We start from the raw sequence: 17,724 nt of genomic DNA, 5'->3' as shown, positions 1-17,724 counted from the left end.
TCGTGAGGAGCGCGGCGCCGGTGCCGCCGCGCAGGAGGGCGTGCGCAAGCCGTGGACTGGTTCACCGCACCCGGCGACTGGCTGAGCCGGCTGGTTCTCCAGCGGGCCCTGGCCGCCGTGTACCTGGTCGCGTTCCTGACGGCGGCCCTGCAGTTCCGGGCGCTGCTCGGCGAGCGCGGGATGCTGCCCGTCCCCCGCTTCACCGCCCGGGTGCCGTTCCGGCGTGCCCCGAGCCTGTTCCATCTGCGCTACTCCGACCGCTTCTTCGCGGGCTGCGCCTGGGCGGGCTGCGCGGTGTCGGCGGCCCTGCTGGGCGGGGCGGACTCCGCGCTGCCGCTGTGGGCCGGGATCCTGCTGTGGCTGGTCCCGTGGGCGCTGTACCTGTCGATCGTCAACGTGGGCCAGACGTGGTACGCCTTCGGCTGGGAGTCACTGCTGCTGGAAACGGGGTTCCTGGCCGCGTTCCTCGGCAACGACGAGGTGGCGCCACCGGTCGTCGTGCTGTTCCTGCTGCGCTGGATCCTGTTCCGGGTGGAGTTCGGCGCCGGGCTGATCAAGCTGCGCGGGGACGCCTGCTGGCGGAAGCTGACCTGCCTCTACCACCACCACGAGACCCAGCCGATGCCGGGCCCGCTGAGCTGGTTCTTCCACCATCTGCCCCGGCCGCTGCACCGGGTGGAGGCCGCCGCCAACCACGTCACCCAGCTGGTCGTGCCGGTCCTGCTGTTCACCCCGCAGCCGATCGCCTCGGCCGCCGCCGCCCTGATGATCGTCACCCAGCTGTGGCTGGTGCTCTCCGGCAACTTCTCCTGGCTGAACTGGATCACCATCGTGCTGGCACTGTCCGCGCTCCGGCTGCCCACGACCGCGCCGCCCGTGCCGCCGGCGCCGCTGTGGTACGAGGTGCTGGTGCTCGCGGTCGCCGCGCTGCTGCTCTTCCTGAGCTACCACCCGGTGATGAACATGATCTCCCGCCGCCAGGTGATGAACCGGTCCTTCGACCCGCTGCACCTGGTGAACACCTACGGCGCGTTCGGCAGCGTCAGCCGGGTCCGGCACGAGGTGGTGGTCGAGGGCACCCTGGACGCCGTACCGCGCGAGGACTCGGACTGGCGGGAGTACGCGTTCAAGGGCAAGCCCGGCGATCCCCGGCGCTGGCCGCGCCAGTTCGCCCCCTACCATCTGCGCCTGGACTGGCTGATGTGGTTCGCCGCGCTGTCGCCCGGCTACGCCGGGGAGTGGTTCGGCGCTCTGGTGGAGCGCCTGCTGGAGGATGACCGGGACACGCTGAAGCTGCTCGGCCGCTCGCCGTTCCCGCCCGGCACCCCGCCGCGCTACGTCCGGGCCCGCCTGTTCCGGTACCGGTACACGAGCTGGCGGGAGCTGCGGGAGACGGGGGCGTGCTGGGAGCGGACGTACGTGCGCGAGTATCTGCCGCCGACCCGCCTCGCGGGCACGGTGCGCAGGCCGTAGGCACCCGTCGCGCAGGCCGTGGGCGCCGGTCCCCGAGACGGCCGTGGACAGCGGTCTCAGAGGCCGTAGACACGGGTCGCGGTGCCCTCGAACACGGCGGTGCGCTCCGCCTCGCCGAGTCCCGCGGTCATCTCCCGGGTGAGCGCGTGGACTTCGGCGTACGTCATGGCCAGCGTGCACACCGGCCAGTCCGAGCCGGCCATCAGCCGGGCGGGTCCGAAGGCGTCCAGGGCCGTGTCGACATAGGGGCGCAGACCGGCGGGGGTCCTGGCGGCCGGGCCCGCCTCGGTGACCAGGCCGGAGAGTTTGCCGGCCGTGTTGGGCAGGGCGGCGAAGGCCCGCAGGTCCGCGGCCCAGGACGCGTGCTCCCCGGCGGCGATGGGCGGCTTGCCCAGATGGTCGAGGACGAAGGTGAGCTGCGGCAGGGCTGCCGCGGCGGCAGCGCAGGCCGGAAGCTGGTGGGGCAGCACCACGAGGTCGTAGACCAGGCCGGCGTCGGCCACGGCGGCCAGGCCGCGCCGGACGTCGGTCCGCAGCAGCCACTCGGGGTCGGGTTCGCTCTGCACCTGGTGCCGGATGCCCTTCAGCCGGGAGCCGCCGGGCAGGGCGCGCAGCCGGGCCAGTTCCTCGGCGACGCCGGGGCGGGTGAGGTCGGTCCAGCCGACCACACCGGCGATCAGGTCGTGCCCGGCGGCCAGCGCGAGGAACTCCGGGGTCTCCTGCGCCGCCGTGACCGTCTGGACGAGGACGGTACGGTCGACGCCGGCGGCACGGGCCTCGGGTTCCAGGTCGGCGAGGGTGAAGTTGCGGCGCAGCGGCCGGAGTCCGGGGCCCTGGATCCAGTCCTGGTCGCGGACGTCCAGGTCCCAGACGTGGTGGTGGGCGTCGACGGTCACGGCAGCTCCCGGGCGGCGGGCGGGGCCGCGTCCGCACGCGCGCCGGAGGCGGCGGTCCGGTCCGTGCGGGACCTGGTGCGCGGGACGGTTCTCATGACGGCTCCTGCGGGGGCAGCAGGCCGGTGTCGCGCAGCTCGCGCCAGAACGCGTCCGGCACGGGCGTCGCGAACTGCTCGGCGCAGTCGTGGACTTCGGCGGCACTGCGGGCACCGACCAGGACGCTGGCCACGGCCGGGGGCGCCGCGGCGAAGGCCAGGGCGGCGGCGCGCAGGGTGACGCCGTGGCGCTCGGCGACCTCCTTGAGCCGCAGCGCCCGGTGCAGCAGTTCCTCGGGGGCGCGGGTGTAGTCGTACGTCGAGTGCGGCGCCGGATCGGCCAGCAGGCCGGAGTTGAAGGCGCCCCCGGCGATCACCGACACGCCCCGCCGCCGCGCCTCGGGCAGCAGGGCGGCTGCCGCGCTCTGGTCGAGCAGGGTGTGGCGGCCCGCGCAGAGCACCACGTCGACGTCGGTGTCGCGGACGAAGCGGGTGAGCGTCTCCGCCTGGTTCATGCCCGCGCCGATCGCGCCCACGACACCTTCCGAGCGGAGCTTCTCCAGGGCCGGGTAGCCCTCGCGGAGGGCCTGTTCGGCGTGGTCGTCGGGGTCGTGGAGGTAGACGACGTCCACGCGGTCGAGGCCGAGGCGGGCCAGGCTCGCCTCCAGGGTGCGCCGGACGCCGTCGGCGCTGAAGTCCCACACCCGGCGCTGGTCGGCGGGTACGGCGAAGCCGTTCGCCAGGTCGTCGCCGGTGCCGTCGGCCGGTTCGAGGCGGCGGCCGACCTTGGTGGAGACGGTGTACCGGGCGCGGTCGTAGGCGCGCAGGGCCGCGCCGAGGCGGCGTTCGGAGGCGCCGAGGCCGTAGTGGGGCGCGGTGTCGAAGTAGCGGATGCCGCGCTGCCAGGCGGCGTGGACCGCCGCGTGCGCCTGCTCGTCGGTGACCGGGGTGTAGAGGTTGCCGAGGGGGGCGGCGCCGAGGCCCAGCGGGGTGACCTCGACGGCGCTGCGGCCCAGGCGGGTCACACCGGTGCGGGCCGCGCGGGTCACCGGTCCGCCGCCGGCCGCAGCCTGAGGCCCTGCATGCCGCCGTCGACGGCGAGCGCGGTGCCGGTGGTGGCGCCGGACAGGGGGCTGGCCAGGTAGGCGATGGCGCCGGCGACCTCGCTCGCGGCGACGAGGCGTCCGGTGGGCTGGCGGGCCTGGAGGGCGGCGCGTTCGGCAGCGGGGTCCGGGGCCGCCTCCAGCAGCCGGCCGACCCACGGGGTGTCCGCCGTACCGGGATTGACGCAGTTGACGCGGATGCCCTCGCGGACGTGGTCGGCGGCCATGGCGAGGGTCAGGGACTGGACGGCGCCCTTGGTCGCGCTGTACAGGGCGCGCTGCGGCAGGCCGGCGGTGGCCGCGATGGAGCAGGTGTTGACGATCGCCGCGTGCCGGGAGCGGCGCAGGTGCGGCAGGCAGGCGCGGGCGGTGCGGACCATGCCGAGGACGTTGACGTCGAAGACGTGCCGCCACTCGGCGTCGTCGTTGTCCTCGACGGTGCCCTGGGCGCCGATGCCCGCGTTGTTCACCAGGATGTCGAGGCCGCCCAGCGCCTCGGCGGCCTCGGTGACGGCCGTGCGCACCGAGGTGTCGTCGGTGACGTCGGCGAGCACCGCGAGCAGGGGCTCGGCGACCGCGGCCGGGGCGAGGTCGAGTACGGCGACCCGGGCGCCGCGGGCCGCGAGGAGGTCGGCGGTGGCCCGGCCGATGCCGGAGGCGCCGCCGGTGACGAGGGCCCTGAGGCCCGCGAAGTCGTTCATGCGGCCCGTCCCTTCCGGGTGTCGGGGTCGGCGGCCCAGTAGGTGCCGCCGGGGAAGCTGTAGCGCGCGAGGGACTCCGGGCGGATGGCGGCGGAGAAGCCGGGCGCGGTGGGTGGCGTGTAGTGGCCGTCGCGGATGACGACCGGGGTGACGAAGTGCTCGTGGAGGTGGTCGACGTACTCGATGACCCGGTCCTCGGTGCTGCCGGAGACGGCCAGGTAGTCGAACATCGAGAGGTGCTGGACGAGTTCGCACAGGCCGACGCCGCCCGCGTGCGGGCAGACGGGGACGCCGAACTTGGCGGCGAGGAGCAGGATGGCGAGGTTCTCGTTGACCCCGGCGACGCGGGCCGCGTCGATCTGCACGATGTCGAGGGCGCCGGCCTGCAGCATCTGTTTGAACACGATCCGGTTGTGCACGTGTTCGCCGGTGGCGACCTTCACGGGGCTGACGGCGCGGCGGATCGCGGCATGGCCGAGGACGTCGTCGGGGCTGGTGGGTTCCTCGATCCAGTACGGCTCGAACTCGGCGAGGGCCCGCGTCCAGCGGATCGCCTCGTCGACGTTCCAGCGCTGGTTGGCGTCGACGGCCAGGCGTATGCCGGGGCCGACGGCGGCGCGGGCCACCCGGCAGCGGCGGATGTCGTCCGCGAGGTCGGCGCCGACCTTCAGTTTGATCTGGGAGAAGCCGTCGGTGACGGCCTGGGCGGCGAGCCGGGCGAGCTTGGCGTCGTCGTAGCCGAGCCAGCCCGGGGAGGTGGTGTAGCCGGGGTAGCCGCGATCCAGCAGCCGGGCCCGGCGTTCCTCGGCCCCGTGCCGTGCCCGCCGGAGCAGGCCGAGGGCCTCCTCGGGGGTGAGGGCGTCGGTGAGGTACCGGAAGTCGATCTGCCGGACCAGCCACTCGGGTTCGGCGTCGGCGAGCAGCTGCCACAGCGGTTTGCCGGCCCGCCGGGCGGCGAGGTCCCAGACGGCGTTGACGACGGCGCCGATCGCCATGTGCATCACGCCCTTCTCGGGGCCGAGCCAGCGCAGCTGGCTGTCGGCGATCAGGTCCCGGAAGAGCGAGCCGGGGTCGGCGCAGAGTTCCTCGGCGTCGCGGCCCAGCACATGGCCCCGCAGGGCGTCGATCGCGGCGACCTGGACGTCGTTGCCCCGCCCGATGGTGAAGGTGAATCCGTGTCCCCGCAGACCGTCGGCGGCGTCGGTGCGCAGGACGACGTAGGCCGCGGAGTAGTCGGGGTCCGGGTTCATCGCGTCGGAGCCGTCCAGCTCGCGCGAGGTGGGGAAGCGGATGTCGTGGGTGTCGACCGCGATGACGCGGGCGGGGGCCTCGGACACGGAAGTCCTTTCCGTCGGGGGGCGGTGGGTGGCGCGCGCTTCAGTCCTGGGCCCGGCCCGTCGTCACCCGGGCGATCATGAGGGCGACGAGGATGATGCCGCCGTAGATGGCCTGGATCCAGAACGACGGCACCTGGGCGAGGGTGAGCAGGTTCTGTACGACGCCCAGCAGGAGGACACCGGTCAGGGCGCCGGACATGGTGCCCTTGCCGCCGTCCAGGCTGATGCCGCCGATCACCGCGGCGGCGAACACGGTGAAGATCATGTTCTGGCCCTGGTTGGCGCTGATCGCGCCGACGTATCCGGTCTGCATGATGCCGCCGACCGAGGCGAGGACGCCCGCGACCACGAACACCCCGAGCATCACGCGCTCCACGCGGATGCCGGCGGCGCGGGCGGCGTCCGCGTTGCCGCCGATGGCGTACAGGGCGCGGCCGACACGGTGGTACTTGAGCACGGCTGCGGCGACGGCGAAGGCGACGGCGGCGAGCCACACCGACATCGGGACGCTCAGGAAGGTGGTGGTGGCCAGGGAGGAGAAGCTGTCCGGCATGCCGAACAGGGTCTTGCCCTTGGTCGCGCCGACCAGCAGCCCGCGCAGCACGATCAGCATGGCCAGCGTGACGATGAACGCGTTGAGCTTGAACTTCACGACCAGGACGCCGTTGAAGGCGCCGACGGCCGCGCCCGCGACGAGGACGGCGAGCAGGGCGAGGGGCGCCGGGAACCCGGCGCCCCAGCCGGACTGCGCGGCGGGCAGGACGAGGAGCGCGCCGACGGCCGGCGCGATGCCGACGACCGATTCGAGGGACAGGTCGAACTTGCCGGTGATGAGCACCAGGGACTCGGCGAGCACGACCATGGCGAGGGCGGCGGAGGCGCCCAGGATGGAGATGAGGTTGCGCTCGGTCAGGAACGAGTCGTTGACCACCGCGCCCAGCACCATGAGCAGCAGCAGGGCGGGCACGAGGGCGAGTTCCCTGGCCCGGCGGAGCAGCACCGCCCGGGCGGCCCGCTGGTCGGGGACGCGGCGCGGGGCGAGCGGCGGGGCCTTGGTGTCAGCCATGGTCCACTCCTTCGGTGGAGGCGATCAGCTCGTGGTCGCGCCAGCCCGCCGGGTGCTCGGCGACGATCCGGCCGTGGAAGAGGACGAGGACGCGGTCGCAGCGGCGCAGGTCGTCGAGTTCGTCGGAGACGACGAGCACGGCGGTGCCGTCCTCGCGGGCGCTGTCCACGCGGGCCAGCAGGGACTCCTTGGACTTCACGTCGACGCCCGCCGTGGGGTTTATCAGGACGAGCAGGCGGGGGTCGGAGGCGAGGGCGCGGGCCATGACGACCTTCTGGGCGTTGCCGCCCGACAGGTCGCAGACGGGCTGTCCCGGGCCCTCCGTGCGGATGCCGAGGCGGTCGATCAGCTCGGCGGCGAAGGCGCTTCTGCGGGCGGTGCCGACGAACCCGTAGCGGCCCAGCCGGTCCAGGACGCTCAGGGTGGCGTTGTCGCCGACGGTCATGCCGGGGACGAGGCCCTGCTCGTGCCGGTCGCGGGGCACGCAGCCGACGCCCGCGTCCAGCGCCGCCCGCACGTCGCCGAACGGCAGCCGGTCGCCGTCGAGCTGCGCCGTTCCGCCGGCCGGGGTGCGCAGTCCGGCCAGGGTCTCGGCCAGCTCGACCTTGCCGCTGCCGCTGATCCCGGCGAGTCCGACGACCTCGCCGCGGCGGACGGTGAGGTCGATGTCCCGGTAGGCGGCGGAGGTGAGGCCGCGGACGTCGAGCACGACCGGGGCGGCGGCGGTCACCGGGGCGCGCGTGGCCGTGTGCTCGGTGAGGGACGCGCCGGCCATGGCCTCCACCAGGGCCGCCCTGGGCAGGTCGGCGACCGGAGCCGTGGTGATCCAGCGGGCGTCGCGCAGCACGGTGACGGTCTGGCAGACCTCGTAGACCTCCTGGAGATGGTGTGAGATGAACAGGAAGGTCACCCCGGAGTCCTGCAGGGCCCGCATCCGGCTGAACAGCCGCTCGATCTCCCGCTTGTCGAGCTGGGCGGTCGGTTCGTCCAGGACGATGAACCGGGCGCCGAGGCTGAGCGACCGGGCGATCTCCACCATCTGCCGGTCCTCGACGGTGAGATCTGCGGTGCGCGCCCCGGGGTCGACGCGGACGTCCCAGGTGTCGAGGAGTTCGGCGGCCCGGCGGCGCAGCCCGCGCCAGGTGATGAACCCCCGGTGCAGCGGCTGCCGGTTGATGAAGAGGTTCTCGGCGACCGTCAGCTCCGGTACGACCGTGGGCTTCTGGTACACGCAGGCGACCCTGGAGCGCCAGGCGTCCCGGTCGGCGAGCGGGGGCGCGGGCTCGCCGTCGAAGCGGACGGTGCCGGCGTCCGCGGCCTGCAGGCCGGTGAGGACGGTGACGAGGGTGGACTTGCCTGCGCCGTTGCGGCCGACCAGGGCGTGGGACTCGCCGGGCAGCACCGTGAGCCGGCCGTCGGCGAGGGCGACGGTGGGGCCGTACCGCTTGACGATCCCCTCTGCTTGAACGAGTGGCGTGCTCATTTGACCGTGTTGCCCCACAGCTTCGGGTCGTCGACGTCGTCCTTGGTGACGAGGGGCGCGGGGAGCTGGTCCTCCAGGATGCCGCTGGGCAGCCTGACGATCGTGGAGTCGTGGTCGGTGGGGCCGGGCTTGAACGTCTTCCCCTCCATCGCGGCCTTGATGTAGTACATGCCGTACTTGGCGTAGGCGTCGGCGGGCTGGGAGACCGTGGCGTCGATCTGGCCCTTGCGGATGGCGTCGAACTCCTGCGGGATGCCGTCGTTGGAGACGATCGCGATATGGCCCTCGTGCCCTGCCGTCCTGAGCATGTTCTTGGACTTCAGGGTCTGCAGGGTGGGCGCCAGGTAGACGCCGCCGGCCTGCAGGTAGATGCCCTTGATGTCGGGGTGGGCGTTCAGCAGCGTGTCGAGCTTGGAGGCCGCGGTGTCCGACTCCCACTTGGCGGGGATCTCCAGGACCTTGAGCGCGGGGTACTTCTCGCGCACGCAGGTCCGGAAGGCCTCGGAGCGGTCCCGGCCGTTGACCGAGGCGAGGTCGCCCATGATCTGGACGACCTTGCCGCCGGTGACGTGCTGTCCGAGGTAGTCGCAGGCCTTCTGGCCGTACGCGACGTTGTCCGCCCGTACGACCATCGCGACCTTGCCCTTGTCGGGTGCCACGTCGACGGCGACGACCGGGACGCCCTTGCGCTCGGCCTGGTCGAGGCCCGCCTCGACGGCGGCGCTGTCGAGGGGGGCGACGACGAGGCCCCTCACGCCCTGGTTCAGCTCGTTGTTGATGTCGGTGATCTGCTGGGAGGGGTCGCTGTTGGAGTTGACCGTCTTCAGCACCTCGACGCCCTCGGCCGAGGCCATCTCGGGCACGTAGTCGTTGTACGACTGCCAGAACGGCGAGGTCAGCAGCGGCAGGATCACACCGACCTTGCCGGTGCCGCCGCTTGTCGCGCTCGCGGTGTCCTTGGTGCTGCCGCAGGCGGCGAGTAGGAGCGAGGCGCTGACGGCCAGGGCCGCCGCGCCGGTGATCCGGGACCTGCTGCGTTTCCTCACTGGGCTGGCGGGCATCTCGCGGCTCCTCGTCGAGGGGGTTCGAGGTCGAGCGTCTTCGAGCAGACGACCGCATACTTATCAGACCACTCTGCCGCCGGAATACCCTCGTGCAGCGGAAAATCGCGGATTCGAGCCGTAGTGGTCCGACCACTTGGCTGGTTAGACTGCCACGCACCCGGTGACTGGAGGAGTGCGTGGACGAGGCAGCCCCGCAGAAGGGCACGGTGCCCCAGCGCGCCATCGAGGAGATCAAGGCGATGATCGCCGAGGGCCGGCTCGAACCGGGCGAGCGGCTGCCGACCGAGCGGGAACTCGCCGCCCGGCTCGGCATCTCGCGCAGCTCGATGCGGGAGGCGATCCGCGCGCTCACGGTCCTCGGGGTCCTGGAGGCCCGGCACGGCTCCGGGATCTACGTCACCGCGCTGGAGGCAGGCGATCTGCTGGAGACCTTCGGGGTGGTCGCCGACCTGTCCCGGGGGCCGCGGCTGGTGGAGCTGCTGGAGGTGCGCCGGATCCTGGAGTCGACGGCGACCGCGCTGGCCGCCGCACGCATCACGGACGAGCAACTCGCCTCCGTGGAGAAGCACTTGGCGGCGATGAACGCCACCGACGACCCCGAGGAGATCATCGCCCACGACCTCGCCTTCCACCACGAGATCGCCTCCGCCGCCGGCAACGAGACCATGGCGGCCATCCTGGACGGCCTGTCCTCACGCACGTTCCGCGCCCGCGTCTGGCGCGGCTACCAGGAGGAGGGCGCCTTCGCCCGCACCCGCCGCGAGCACGCCGCCATCCACCGCGCCCTCGCCGCCCGCGATCCGGAGGCGGCGCGGGCGGCGGCAGCGGCCCATGTGGGCGAGGTGGAGGAGTGGCTGCGGGCACAGCTGGGCGGCCGGGCACCCGCCTGACACTCGCTCATCGGTACGGCGGACCTCGTCGTGGCGGAGGCGCGGATCGTGTGCCGCCAGGGCGCCCGCTTCGACGGGTTGGCGGACAGCGAGCCGCCCCTCATCCGCCTCGGCACGGCGAGTACGATCGTGTGCCCGCGATTCAGGCCGGCGAGCGGCTCGTCGCGGAGGGGGAAGTGCGGGACGTGTTCACCCATGCCGTGGCCGGCGGCAAGGAGGAGTTGCCCGCCGCGGTCCGGGAGGCCTTCCGGCACTGCCTCTCGACGGAGAACGCGACCATGTGAGGCGGGGACATGACGGGGATGGGGACGCTGGCGGTCACCGGTGCCGCGGGGAACATCGGATCCGTGGTGCGCAGGGCGCTGCGCGGCGAGGTGGCGCGGCTGGTCCTGCTCGATCGTGTACCGGTGCGAGCGGAGACGGAGAACGAGGAGGTGCACGTCGTCGACCTGCGGGACGCGGACGCCGTGGAGTCGGCCCTCGCCGGCGCGGACCGCGTGCTCCACCTCGGTGGTGTGCCGGACGAGGCGCCGCTGCCGCAGCTCCTCGAAGCCAACGTGCTCGGCACCCACCACGTCCTGGAGGCGGCCCGCCGCACGGGCATCGGGCGCGTGGTGCTGGCCAGCAGCAACCGCGTCACCGGCTTCTATCCCGCCGGACATCGCACGGCTCCGCACGAGCCGGTGCGCCCCGACGGTCTCTACGGTGTGAGCAAGGCGGCCGTCGAGGCCCTCGGGCGGCTGTATGCCGACAAGTTCGGTCTGTCCGTGATCTGCCTGCGCATCGGCAGCTTCGAGGACGCGCCCACCGAGCGCCGGCACCTGGCGACCTGGCTGAGCCCGCGCGACACCGTCGGTCATGTCCGGGCCGCGCTGACCGCTCCGCCCTCCACCCGCTTCGCCACCGTGTACGCGGTCTCCGGCAACACCCGCCGGTTCTGGGAACTCCCCGACCCGGCGGTGCTGGACTACTCCCCCGTCGACGACGCCGAACGCCACGCGGGCGGCGTTCCCGGCGCGGACGAACCGGCCGACCCGGGTTCGCCCCAGGCCGGCCCGTACGCGCTGCCCGAGTTCACCCTCAAGCACCTCAGGCCCTGACAGCGGCCCCTCGGTCCGGGCGGGCACGGCGAAAGCCCTCGGCCACCGCCGTGTTCCTGATGCCCAACAGGCCCCGGACCACGGCATGGTGGCCGACGGTGAAGCCTCCCCGCCTCAAGGACGCCTGACGTGTCCCTTGCCCTGAAGCGGTGCCGGCCGTGCGGTCAGCTCCTGCGGAGCCGGAGGGTCATCAGCTCGAACGGCCGCAGGCGTACGGCGATGCCCCCGGCGTCGCGCGCCGGCGGCTCCGCGCCGGCGACCGGCCGTTCCAGCAGATCGGTGACCGTGGCGTCGGCGACCGGGAAGCCGGCCGTCAGCGTCGCCCGGGCCCGGCCGCCGTGCGCCTCGTGGAAGCGGACGATCACATCGCCGCTGGCGTCGTCGGCGAGTTTCACCGCCGACAGCACCACCGCGTCGTTGTCCACCGTGACCAGCGGTGCCACCTCGCGGGCCCCGGTCGCGGCCCGTTCCGGCAGGTTGATCCGCCAGCCCTCGCGCACCGCGTCGGCGATCGAGGCACCCGGGACCAGGGCGTGCCGGAAACGGTGGACGCCCTGGTCGGTCTCGGGGTCGGGGAACCGCGGGGCGCGCAGCAGGGAGACCCGGACCGTGGTGGTCGTACCGGGAGCGCCCGCACCGCGTACCGCGCGGCTCACGTCGTGGCCGTACGTGGAGTCGTTGACGACGGCCACGCCCCAGCCGGGCTCCTCCAGGTGCAGGAAGCGGTGGTTGCACGCCTCGAACTTGGCCGCGTCCCACGAGGTGTTGGTGTGGGTGGGCCGGAAGAAGTGCCCGAACTGGGTCTCGGACGCGTACCGTTCGGCGTGCAGATCGAGCGGGAAGGCCAGTTTCAGGAACTTCTCCGTCTCGTGCCAGTCGACCTCGGTGTCGATGAGCAGCCGCCGCTCGCCCGGCGGCAGCGACAGCACCTGGGTGACCCGGGAGGCGCCGAAGGCCCGTACGACCCGCACCGAGGCACCGTCCTGGCCGGCCGTGACCGACTCGGCGTCGGTGAGGTCGGTGACGGAGTTGCGGTAGAAGGAGTCGACGTCCCAGGCGTCCCACATGTTCGGGAAGTCGGGGTGGAGCTGGAGGAGGTTCGCGGCCTCGCCGGGGGCGACCGACTCCCGGTCCGCCGCGGGGTCGTAGGCGGAGACGACCAGGCCCCGGGCGTCGACGGTGATCCGCAGCAGGCCGTTGTCCAGCGTGAAAGCGCCGTCCTCGCGGGCCGCGAGCGCGGTGCCGGCGACCGCGTCCGGGGTGGCGGCACCGCCGGCCGGGACGCCGTGGCGGGCGTGCGGGGCCGCGTTGAAGACCAGCGGGGTCGTGCCCTCGCCGGCCAGCGCGCGCTGGGCGCCCTCGATGACCGCGGTCAGCTCGCCGGCCAGCCGCGCGTAGGTCGCGCGGGCCTCGCGGTGCACCCAGGCGATGGAGGAGCCGGGCAGGATGTCGTGGAACTGGTGCAGCAGGACCGTCTTCCAGATGCGGTCCAGCTGCTCGTAGGGGTAGGGGAATCCGGTGCGCACCGCCGCGGTGGCCGCCCACAGCTCGGCCTCGCGCAGCAGGTGCTCGGAGCGCCGGTTGCCCTGCTTGGTCTTCGCCTGGCTGGTGAGGGTGGCGCGGTGCAGTTCGAGGTACAGCTCGCCGACCCAGACGGGCGGTTGCGCGTACTCGGCCTCGGCCTGTTCGAAGAACGCCCGCGGTGTCTCCCAGACCACGGCCGGGGCGCCTTCGAGGTCGCGCACCCGGGCCGCCTTGGCGACCATCTCCCGCGTCGTGCCGCCGCCTCCGTCGCCGAACCCGGTGGGCGCGAGCGAGTGCCGGGCCCGGCCCTTGTCCTTGAAGTTGCGCTCCGCGTGGGCGAGTTCGCTGCCCCGCATCGAGCAGTTGTAGGTGTCGACGGGCGGGAAGTGGGTGAAGATCCGGGTGCCGTCGATGCCCTCCCAGTGGAAGGTGTGGTGCGGGAACTTGTTCGTCTGCGACCAGGAGATCTTCTGGGTCAGCAGCCACTTGGAACCGGCCGCCTTGATGATCTGCGGCAGGCCCGCCGCGAAGCCGAACGTGTCGGGCAGCCAGGCCTCCTCGTTCTCGATGCCGAACTCGTCGAGGAAGAACCTCTTCCCGTGCACGAACTGACGGGCCATCGCCTCCGAGCCCGGCATGTTGGTGTCCGACTCCACCCACATCCCGCCGGCCGGCACGAACCGCCCCTCCGCCACGGCCTTCTTCACCCGCGCCCACACCTCGGGCCGGTGCTCCTTCACCCAGGCCCACTGCTGGGCCTGGGACATGGCGAACACGAACTCCGGCTCGTCCTCGATCAGCGCGGTCATGTTGGCCGTCGTACGGGCCACCTTGCGGACCGTCTCGCGCAGCGGCCACAGCCAGGCCGAGTCGATGTGCGCGTGCCCGACGGCGCTGATCCGGTGCGCGGAGGGCACCGCGGGGGCGGCCAGCACCCCGGCGAGCCGCTCCCGGGCCGCCTGGGCCGTGCCGTTCACGTCCTGGAGGTCGACGGCGTCCAGGGCCCGCTCGACCGCGCGCAGGATGTCGTGCCGTCGCGCCGAGTCCGCCGGCAGCTCGGCCATCAGCTCGCCGAGCACCTCCAGGTCCATGACCAGCTGCCACACGCTCTCGTCGAAGACGGCGAGATCCATGCGGGTGAGCGTGTACTGGGGATCCCGCCCGGCGGTGTCCTTGTCGCCGAGCCAGGTGGGCCGGAAGGGGTGGTAGTCCAGGATGACCGGGTTGGAGGCGGCCTCGATGTGCAGGCGCACCTCCTCGCCGCCCGCGACGGGGGCGCCGATGCGCACCCACTGGTTGCGCGGGTTGAGGCCCTTCACCGGTGTGCCGTCGGGCCGGTACACCAGGCCCTCGCACTGGAATCCGGGCATGTTCTCGTCGAAGCCCAGGTCGAGCAGCGCCTCGACGGTCCGTCCGGCCCACGCCTCGGGCACGGTCCCGGTCACCCGGAACCAGCTGGTGCCCCAGGGAGCACCCCACCGGGCGCCCACCTCGATCGGCTCGGGCTCGGCGGCGAGTCCCTCCGCGACCGGCACGGGCTCGCCGGGGGCGTGCCACACCGCGATCCGCAGCGGCACGGACTCGGGGTACACGGCGGGACGGATGCGTTCGTCGAGGACGCGCCTGAGGCGGGCTTCCACCAGAGTGCGGTCGTCATGCATGCGGGGTGCTCCCTGTGGGGTTCCGGATGATTACCAGGGGTGGGTGACGGTCACGGCGGTCGAGGCGTTGTAGAGCTCCCCCACGGCACGCACTTCGAACCGTGCGGAGGTCTCACCCTGTTCGGGCCGCAGCCCGGGGACGAAGTAGGCGCGCTGGCCGGTGGCGCCGAGGAAGCGGCGGGTGCCGTCGGGGAGGAGGCGGTGGAGGGTGTAGTGGCGGACGGTGCCGGGTGCGGCGTTCCAGGCGAGGCGGAGGTCGCCGCCACTGGCCGCGGTGACGCGGGCGCCGGTCGGGGCGGCGGGGGCGGGCGGGGTGCCGCCGGCGCGGACGGCGATACCGCCGAGGCGCCAGCGCACGGGGCCCGCGGTGGCGGTGAGCCGCACGCCGAGGGCGCGGACGGTGCCGGAGAGCCCGGTGAGCGGGACGGTCACCGTCTGCCAGCCGTTGACCGACTTCACACGCGGGCTCTCGCTGCCCGAGTGCACGGCGGTGTCCCCGGTGTCCGACCGCCCGGCCGCTGCCCCGTCGACCCGGTTCACAGCCCGATAGGTGTACGGCGGTGTCGCCCCGGGCGCGCTCGGTTCCGCGGTCGCCACCGCCAGCTCGACGTTCACGGTCCCGGACTCGCTCCGGTACGTCAGGTCGACCACCGTGTCCGTCCCGACCGGCAGCCGGGTCGCGTACAGGTCGAGCACCGCCGGCTTGTCCAGTGCGCCCGCCACCAGCACGCTGCTCCCGCCCCGCCACGCGTCGGCGAAGTCGAAGGAGACGGCCGGCCGCGTCCCCGCCGTGCGGACCACCCACCGCCGCGACGGCAGCCGGTCCTGGAGGCCCAGGTGGTTCCAGGGTGCGTCCGAGGTGACGGCCCCCTCCTCGTACCAGCGCAGCCCGTGGCCGGTGTTGAACACGCCGGCGAACGGCACCGAGGTCACCGTGGAGCGGTCCGCCACGGACACCGCGGGCGCCCGCCAGGGATCACTCGCGTCGGGCCGCGCCGGGTCGAGCGAGCGCCCGGTCCAGAACCGGTCGTCGGCCGCGTGGAAGGTCTCGGGGGCGCGCTGGCCGGCGGGCAGGTGGTTGCGGGTCCACTCGGGCCGGTAGAAGCCGATCGAGGCGATGTGCGGCTTGCCGGCCGGCACGATCGCGTCCCAGTCGACCGACGAGCCCGATCCGCCGGACTCGACGTCGACGCCCGCCCACAGCTGGTAGCGACTGCGCCCCAGCTGGTCCGCCCTGGTGCCGGACGACGCCAGGGTGCCCGTGCTCCACCGGAAGTCCACGAACATGTCGTCGGCGGCCTGGAAGAACGCCTGGTTCTGGCTGTCGAGGGCGCCCTGCCAGCTGACCGTGCCGTTCACGGTCATCGCGTCGTACCAGGTCACCCGCTGCCCCTTGGCCGCGGCGAGCGCCTTCAGCTCCTTGACGAAGCCCAGCATGGCGGTGCCGAGCGCGGTGTTCCCGCCGCTCGTCTCGGCGTTCACGAACCAGCCGTCGAAGCCGTACGCCGCCGCCACCGCGACGAGTTGCGCGGCGAGCGGGTAATGGCCGCCGGCGTCCTTCTGCACCAGGTCCCGGGTCCACTGGAGCTGCCCGCCGTAGGCCACCGGGGGCAGGAAGATGTTCCCGAGGACGGGGACGCCGTGCCGGTGGGCCGCGTCCACGACGGGCGCGTTCGGCGCGAGGATCAGGCCCTCGCCGGACGAGCCGCCCCAGAACACCAGCTCGTCCAGGTACGCCCAGTGGGTCAGCGCGTAGTAGTCGGCGGTGGCCGAGCCCTGGGAGGGGTTGGCGGAGGTCGGCCCGAAGGAGACCAGGGCCTGGACGCGGGCCTGTCCGGAGCGGGCGGTGGTGTTCGCCGGTGTCGGGGTGAAGCGGGCGGCGAGCGGTACGGACGCGGCGTTGCAGTCGAGGTCGGCGTCGTCGGCCGGGCGCCAGGTCTTCAGGCTGCGCCAGGTGATGCCGGGGCCGGGGCTGCCGGCGGGCAGCGAGTCCGGGTACCAGTACGAGGCGTAGGGCGGGGTCGCCGCCGCGGCGCGCGGGGCGGCGGCGGCGGCGATCGTCGCGGGGGCCAGGGCGGGGGCCAGGGCGGCCGTGCCGGCGGCGGTCAGGACGGTGCGTCTGGTGGGGTTCACGAGCGGGTGCCTCCTTGGGGGGTGGGGAGTACCTGGTCGGGAGTGACGACGTCGGTGATGCCGCGCGCGGCGAGGTGGTCCTTGTCGTCGGCGCGCGTGTCGAGCACGGTGGCCGGGCGGGCGCCGTCGGCGACGAGCCGGAAGAAGGCGTCGAAGACATCGCCGCCGGGCGCGCAGCGGGAGCGGTGGGCGGGCTCGGCGGGGACGGCGAGGGCCGTGGTGCGCACCGCCGGGGTGTGCGGGGTGGCGCGGGCGGCGTCGGCGAGTACCCGGGCGATCTCCTTCGGCTGCCGTTCGTTGGTCAGCAGGCCCAGGGAGTATTCGAGGGCGGGGAAGTCGGCGAGGGTGCGGGAGACGTCGTGGGAGCACCACCAGGTGACGCCCCACAGGTCCGGGCAGTCCAGGACGTTCCCGATCGTGGCCGCGGCGAAGGCGGCGGCGTGCTCGGCGGGCACCAGGGGCGCGGGGGCGCCGACCTCCTGGAGCCACACGGGCCGGTGCGGCTCCTGTGCCCAGGCCTTGCTCAGCTCGACCAGATAGGCGGCGTGGTGCTCGGCGGGCACGGAGGCGCGGCCGTGGCGCTGGGCGGTGCCGTTGAACACCCAGGAGTGCACGGCGGTGATCTCGCCGAGCCGGGCGGAGTGGCCGGGGGTGAAGGGCTGGTCGTCCTGGTACCAGGCGGCGTCGTAGGAGGCGTGCAGATGGAGCCGGCCCGGGGCGCCCTCGGCGCAGGCGTCGAGCATCCGGATGAGCCACCGCCCGGCTTCCTCGGGCGTGGCGCGGTCGGGGTCGGGGTGGGGTCCGGCGGCGAACTGGTTGACCTCGTTGCCGACGGTCATTCCGATGAAGTTGGGCCGGTCGGCGAGGGCGGCGGCGAGGGTGCGCAGATAGGCGGCCTGGCCGGCGGTGACGTCCGGGTCGGTGAAGAGGTTGCGGCGGTGCCAGGTGCGGGTCCAGGCGGGCAGGAAGTCGAAGCTGCTGAGGTGCCCTTGCAGACCGTCCACGTTGACGTCGAGTCCGCGTTCGGCGGCCGCGTCGGCCAGGGCGACGAGCTGGTCGACGGCGCGCGGGCGGATCAGGGTGCGGTTGGGCTGGAAGTACGGCCAGAGCGGGAAGACCCGGATGTGGTCGAGGCCGAGCGCGGCGATCGCGTCGAGGTCGGCGCGTACGGGGTCGAGGTCGAAGTCGAGCCAGTGGTGGAACCATCCTTCGCTGGGCGTGTAGTTGACGCCGAAGCGCACGGCAGGAGACATGACCG

Annotated in this window: 14 protein-coding genes; 4 read left to right on the top strand and 10 right to left on the bottom strand. The window is 73.4% G+C overall.

Translation table 11 applies throughout. The annotated features are described in order from the left end of the window. The first annotated feature begins 51 nt into the window (after positions 1-51). Entirely contained in the window at positions 52-1,473 is a 1,422-nt protein-coding gene (locus ACF073_RS08555; RefSeq protein ID WP_392067765.1) for a lipase maturation factor family protein, read from the top strand. Between the two features lie 56 nt (positions 1,474-1,529). Here the strand turns inward: ACF073_RS08555 and ACF073_RS08550 are convergent, their stop codons facing one another. From ACF073_RS08550 to ACF073_RS08520, 7 genes are all read right to left on the bottom strand, one after another. Further along, entirely contained in the window at positions 1,530-2,369 is an 840-nt protein-coding gene (locus ACF073_RS08550) for an amidohydrolase family protein (protein ID WP_392067764.1), read from the bottom strand. 91 nt (positions 2,370-2,460) lie between these two features. Continuing rightward, complete coding sequence (locus tag ACF073_RS08545; protein ID WP_392068883.1) at positions 2,461-3,429, bottom strand: aldo/keto reductase; 969 nt, start codon at positions 3,427-3,429, stop codon at positions 2,461-2,463. Between the two features lie 20 nt (positions 3,430-3,449). Continuing rightward, positions 3,450-4,208 (bottom strand): SDR family NAD(P)-dependent oxidoreductase, encoded by a 759-nt coding sequence (locus tag ACF073_RS08540; protein WP_392067762.1) that lies wholly within the window; start codon positions 4,206-4,208, stop codon positions 3,450-3,452. Continuing rightward, positions 4,205-5,545 carry an L-fuconate dehydratase gene (locus ACF073_RS08535; RefSeq protein ID WP_392067761.1) on the bottom strand — a complete coding sequence of 447 codons (1,341 nt, stop codon included), beginning with the start codon at positions 5,543-5,545 and terminating at the stop codon, positions 4,205-4,207. Before ACF073_RS08535 ends, ACF073_RS08540 begins: the two co-directional genes overlap by 4 nt. 40 nt (positions 5,546-5,585) lie before the next feature. Continuing rightward, positions 5,586-6,611: an ABC transporter permease gene (locus tag ACF073_RS08530; protein ID WP_392067760.1), complete on the bottom strand. Its 1,026-nt coding sequence runs from the start codon at positions 6,609-6,611 to the stop codon at positions 5,586-5,588. Further along, on the bottom strand, positions 6,604-8,094 hold the full coding sequence (locus ACF073_RS08525) for a sugar ABC transporter ATP-binding protein (RefSeq protein WP_392067759.1): 1,491 nt from the start codon (positions 8,092-8,094) through the stop codon (positions 6,604-6,606). The genes ACF073_RS08530 and ACF073_RS08525 overlap by 8 nt, the downstream gene beginning before the upstream one ends. After that, a complete protein-coding gene (locus ACF073_RS08520) occupies positions 8,091-9,155 on the bottom strand; it encodes a sugar ABC transporter substrate-binding protein (protein WP_392067757.1) in 1,065 nt (354 codons plus the stop codon). Before ACF073_RS08520 ends, ACF073_RS08525 begins: the two co-directional genes overlap by 4 nt. 179 nt (positions 9,156-9,334) lie before the next feature. Between ACF073_RS08520 and ACF073_RS08515 the strand changes: the two genes are divergently transcribed. The 3 genes from ACF073_RS08515 (at position 9,335) to ACF073_RS08505 (ending at position 11,148) form a co-directional block, all read left to right on the top strand. After that, positions 9,335-10,048, top strand: a complete 714-nt coding sequence (locus ACF073_RS08515) for a FadR/GntR family transcriptional regulator (RefSeq protein ID WP_392067756.1) — start codon at positions 9,335-9,337, stop codon at positions 10,046-10,048. 131 nt (positions 10,049-10,179) lie between these two features. Then, positions 10,180-10,332: a hypothetical protein gene (locus ACF073_RS08510; protein ID WP_392067755.1), complete on the top strand. Its 153-nt coding sequence runs from the start codon at positions 10,180-10,182 to the stop codon at positions 10,330-10,332. 9 nt (positions 10,333-10,341) lie between these two features. Further along, positions 10,342-11,148 (top strand): NAD-dependent epimerase/dehydratase family protein, encoded by an 807-nt coding sequence (locus tag ACF073_RS08505; RefSeq protein WP_392067753.1) that lies wholly within the window; start codon positions 10,342-10,344, stop codon positions 11,146-11,148. A 164-nt stretch (positions 11,149-11,312) separates the two neighbouring features. Here the strand turns inward: ACF073_RS08505 and ACF073_RS08500 are convergent, their stop codons facing one another. The 3 genes from ACF073_RS08500 to ACF073_RS08490 are packed head-to-tail and all read right to left on the bottom strand — an operon-like array spanning position 11,313 to position 17,719. Beyond that, positions 11,313-14,333: an alpha-mannosidase gene (locus ACF073_RS08500; RefSeq protein WP_392067751.1), complete on the bottom strand. Its 3,021-nt coding sequence runs from the start codon at positions 14,331-14,333 to the stop codon at positions 11,313-11,315. A 30-nt stretch (positions 14,334-14,363) separates the two neighbouring features. After that, positions 14,364-16,466, bottom strand: a complete 2,103-nt coding sequence (locus ACF073_RS08495; RefSeq protein WP_392067750.1) for an endo-beta-N-acetylglucosaminidase — start codon at positions 16,464-16,466, stop codon at positions 14,364-14,366. After that, positions 16,463-17,719 (bottom strand): glycosyl hydrolase, encoded by a 1,257-nt coding sequence (locus ACF073_RS08490; RefSeq protein ID WP_392067748.1) that lies wholly within the window; start codon positions 17,717-17,719, stop codon positions 16,463-16,465. The genes ACF073_RS08495 and ACF073_RS08490 overlap by 4 nt, the downstream gene beginning before the upstream one ends. Between the last annotated feature and the right edge of the window lie 5 nt (positions 17,720-17,724).

The organism is Streptomyces sp. NPDC015171, assembly GCF_043079545.1.
In the GTDB taxonomy this organism is placed as follows: domain Bacteria; phylum Actinomycetota; class Actinomycetes; order Streptomycetales; family Streptomycetaceae; genus Streptomyces.
The sequence above is the reverse complement of the archived record's forward strand: the minus strand, read 5'-3'. Positions and strand labels throughout refer to the sequence as shown.